The 4,665-nt window shown below is 50.3% G+C and carries 1 tRNA gene and 3 rRNA genes; all 4 read left to right on the plus strand.

From position 1 onward, the window contains the following. Positions 1-1,346, plus strand: a 16S ribosomal RNA gene (locus O3655_RS09525); the annotation flags it as partial. Positions 1,347-1,397: 51 nt separating this feature from the next. Continuing rightward, a tRNA-Ala gene (locus tag O3655_RS09530) sits at positions 1,398-1,470 on the plus strand. 122 nt (positions 1,471-1,592) lie between these two features. After that, positions 1,593-4,493 (plus strand): 23S ribosomal RNA (locus tag O3655_RS09535). Positions 4,494-4,569: 76 nt separating this feature from the next. Continuing rightward, positions 4,570-4,665 (plus strand): 5S ribosomal RNA (rrf, locus tag O3655_RS09540); the annotation flags it as partial.

Raw genomic sequence — 4,665 nt, forward strand, 5'->3', positions numbered from 1 at the left:
GCTTAAAAGGTGCAATTGCATCACTACCAGATGGACCTGCGTTGTATTAGCTAGTTGGTGAGGTAACGGCTCACCAAGGCGACGATACATAGCCGACCTGAGAGGGTGATCGGCCACACTGGGACTGAGACACGGCCCAGACTCCTACGGGAGGCAGCAGTAGGGAATCTTCGGCAATGGACGGAAGTCTGACCGAGCAACGCCGCGTGAGTGAAGAAGGTTTTCGGATCGTAAAGCTCTGTTGTAAGAGAAGAACGAGTGTGAGAGTGGAAAGTTCACACTGTGACGGTATCTTACCAGAAAGGGACGGCTAACTACGTGCCAGCAGCCGCGGTAATACGTAGGTCCCGAGCGTTGTCCGGATTTATTGGGCGTAAAGCGAGCGCAGGCGGTTAGATAAGTCTGAAGTTAAAGGCTGTGGCTTAACCATAGTACGCTTTGGAAACTGTTTAACTTGAGTGCAAGAGGGGAGAGTGGAATTCCATGTGTAGCGGTGAAATGCGTAGATATATGGAGGAACACCGGTGGCGAAAGCGGCTCTCTGGCTTGTAACTGACGCTGAGGCTCGAAAGCGTGGGGAGCAAACAGGATTAGATACCCTGGTAGTCCACGCCGTAAACGATGAGTGCTAGGTGTTAGACCCTTTCCGGGGTTTAGTGCCGCAGCTAACGCATTAAGCACTCCGCCTGGGGAGTACGACCGCAAGGTTGAAACTCAAAGGAATTGACGGGGGCCCGCACAAGCGGTGGAGCATGTGGTTTAATTCGAAGCAACGCGAAGAACCTTACCAGGTCTTGACATCCCTCTGACCGCTCTAGAGATAGAGTTTTCCTTCGGGACAGAGGTGACAGGTGGTGCATGGTTGTCGTCAGCTCGTGTCGTGAGATGTTGGGTTAAGTCCCGCAACGAGCGCAACCCCTATTGTTAGTTGCCATCATTTAGTTGGGCACTCTAGCGAGACTGCCGGTAATAAACCGGAGGAAGGTGGGGATGACGTCAAATCATCATGCCCCTTATGACCTGGGCTACACACGTGCTACAATGGCTGGTACAACGAGTCGCAAGCCGGTGACGGCAAGCTAATCTCTTAAAGCCAGTCTCAGTTCGGATTGTAGGCTGCAACTCGCCTACATGAAGTCGGAATCGCTAGTAATCGCGGATCAGCACGCCGCGGTGAATACGTTCCCGGGCCTTGTACACACCGCCCGTCACACCACGAGAGTTTGTAACACCCGAAGTCGGTGAGGTAACCTTTTAGGAGCCAGCCGCCTAAGGTGGGATAGATGATTGGGGTGAAGTCGTAACAAGGTAGCCGTATCGGAAGGTGCGGCTGGATCACCTCCTTTCTAAGGATAAGGAACTGCACATTGGTCTTGTTTAGTCTTGAGAGGTCTTGTGGGGCCTTAGCTCAGCTGGGAGAGCGCCTGCTTTGCACGCAGGAGGTCAGCGGTTCGATCCCGCTAGGCTCCATTGGTGAGAGATCACCAAGTAATGCACATTGAAAATTGAATATCTATATCAAATAGTAACAAGAAAATAAACCGAAACGCTGTAGTATTAAAAGAGTTTATGACTGAAAGGTCAAAAAATAAGGTTAAGTTAATAAGGGCGCACGGTGGATGCCTTGGCACTAGGAGCCGAAGAAGGACGTGACAAACGACGATATGCCTTGGGTAGCTGTAAGTAAGCGATGATCCAGGGATTTCCGAATGGGGGAACCCAACAGGTACTACCTGTTACCCGCATCTGTTAAGGATGTGAGGAGGAAGACGCAGTGAACTGAAACATCTAAGTAGCTGCAGGAAGAGAAAGCAAAAGCGATTGCCTTAGTAGCGGCGAGCGAAACGGCAGGAGGGCAAACCGAAGAGTTTACTCTTCGGGGTTGTAGGACTGCAATGTGGACTCAAAGATTATAGAAGAATGATTTGGGAAGATCAGCCAAAGAGAGTAATAGCCTCGTATTTAAAATAGTCTTTGTACCTAGCAGTATCCTGAGTACGGCGGGACACGTGAAATCCCGTCGGAATCTGGGAGGACCATCTCCCAACCCTAAATACTCCCTAGTGACCGATAGTGAACCAGTACCGTGAGGGAAAGGTGAAAAGCACCCCGGGAGGGGAGTGAAATAGAACCTGAAACCGTGTGCCTACAACAAGTTCGAGCCCGTTAATGGGTGAGAGCGTGCCTTTTGTAGAATGAACCGGCGAGTTACGATATGATGCGAGGTTAAGTTGAAGAGACGGAGCCGCAGGGAAACCGAGTCTGAATAGGGCGAATTAGTATCATGTCGTAGACCCGAAACCATGTGACCTACCCATGAGCAGGTTGAAGGTGCGGTAAGACGCACTGGAGGACCGAACCAGGGCACGTTGAAAAGTGCTTGGATGACTTGTGGGTAGCGGAGAAATTCCAAACGAACTTGGAGATAGCTGGTTCTCTCCGAAATAGCTTTAGGGCTAGCGTCGACATAAAGATTCTTGGAGGTAGAGCACTGTTTGGGTGAGGGGTCCATCCCGGATTACCAATCTCAGATAAACTCCGAATGCCAATGAATTATGGTCGGCAGTCAGACTGCGAGTGCTAAGATCCGTAGTCGAAAGGGAAACAGCCCAGACCACCAGCTAAGGTCCCAAAATAATTGTTAAGTGGAAAAGGATGTGGGGTTGCACAGACAACTAGGATGTTAGCTTAGAAGCAGCTATTCATTCAAAGAGTGCGTAATAGCTCACTAGTCGAGTGACCCTGCGCCGAAAATGTACCGGGGCTAAAACAATTTACCGAAGCTGTGGATACCTTTATAGGTATGGTAGGAGAGCGTTCTATGTGTGAAGAAGGTATACCGTGAGGAGTGCTGGAACGCATAGAAGTGAGAATGCCGGTATGAGTAGCGAAAGACAGGTGAGAATCCTGTCCACCGTAAGACTAAGGTTTCCAGGGGAAGGCTCGTCCGCCCTGGGTTAGTCGGGACCTAAGGAGAGACCGAAAGGTGTATCCGATGGACAACAGGTTGATATTCCTGTACTAGAGTATGTAGTGATGGAGGGACGCAGTAGGCTAACTAAAGCAGACGAATGGAAGAGTCTGTCTAAGCAGTGAGGTGTGAATTGAGTCAAATGCTTAGTTCTATAACATTGAGCTGTGATGGGGAGCGAAGTTTAGTAGCGAAGTTAGTGACGTCACACTGCCAAGAAAAGCTTCTAGCGTTTAAACATACTCTACCCGTACCGCAAACCGACACAGGTAGTCGAGGCGAGTAGCCTCAGGTGAGCGAGAGAACTCTCGTTAAGGAACTCGGCAAAATGACCCCGTAACTTCGGGAGAAGGGGTGCTGACTTTACGTCAGCCGCAGTGAATAGGCCCAAGCAACTGTTTATCAAAAACACAGCTCTCTGCTAAATCGTAAGATGATGTATAGGGGGTGACGCCTGCCCGGTGCTGGAAGGTTAAGAGGAGTGCTTAGCGTAAGCGAAGGTATGAATTGAAGCCCCAGTAAACGGCGGCCGTAACTATAACGGTCCTAAGGTAGCGAAATTCCTTGTCGGGTAAGTTCCGACCCGCACGAAAGGCGTAATGATTTGGGCACTGTCTCAACGAGAGACTCGGTGAAATTTTAGTACCTGTGAAGATGCAGGTTACCCGCGACAGGACGGAAAGACCCCATGGAGCTTTACTGCAGTTTGATATTGAGTGTCTGTACCACATGTACAGGATAGGTAGGAGTCTATGAGATCGGGACGCCAGTTTCGAAGGAGACGTTGTTGGGATACTACCCTTGTGTTATGGCCACTCTAACCCGGATAGGTTATCCCTATCGGAGACAGTGTCTGACGGGCAGTTTGACTGGGGCGGTCGCCTCCTAAAAGGTAACGGAGGCGCCCAAAGGTTCCCTCAGAATGGTTGGAAATCATTCGCAGAGTGTAAAGGTATAAGGGAGCTTGACTGCGAGAGCTACAACTCGAGCAGGGACGAAAGTCGGGCTTAGTGATCCGGTGGTTCCGTATGGAAGGGCCATCGCTCAACGGATAAAAGCTACCCTGGGGATAACAGGCTTATCTCCCCCAAGAGTTCACATCGACGGGGAGGTTTGGCACCTCGATGTCGGCTCGTCGCATCCTGGGGCTGTAGTCGGTCCCAAGGGTTGGGCTGTTCGCCCATTAAAGCGGCACGCGAGCTGGGTTCAGAACGTCGTGAGACAGTTCGGTCCCTATCCGTCGCGGGCGTAGGAAATTTGAGAGGATCTGCTCCTAGTACGAGAGGACCAGAGTGGACTTACCGCTGGTGTACCAGTTGTCTTGCCAAAGGCATCGCTGGGTAGCTATGTAGGGAAGGGATAAACGCTGAAAGCATCTAAGTGTGAAACCCACCTCAAGATGAGATTTCCCATGATTATATATCAGTAAGAGCCCTGAGAGATGATCAGGTAGATAGGTTAGAAGTGGAAGTGTGGCGACACATGTAGCGGACTAATACTAATAGCTCGAGGACTTATCCAAAGTAACTGAGAATACGAAGTGTGAGGTTTTCTTGGTATTTGATAGATATTCAATTTTGAGTAGGTATTACTCAGAGTTAAGTGACGATAGCCTAGGAGATACACCTGTACCCATGCCGAACACAGCAGTTAAGCCCTAGAACGCCGGAAGTAGTTGGGGGTTGCCCCCTGTG

It is taken from the genome of Streptococcus sp. 27098_8_70, from assembly GCF_041432215.1.
Classification (GTDB): Bacteria; Bacillota; Bacilli; order Lactobacillales; family Streptococcaceae; genus Streptococcus; species Streptococcus oralis_CP.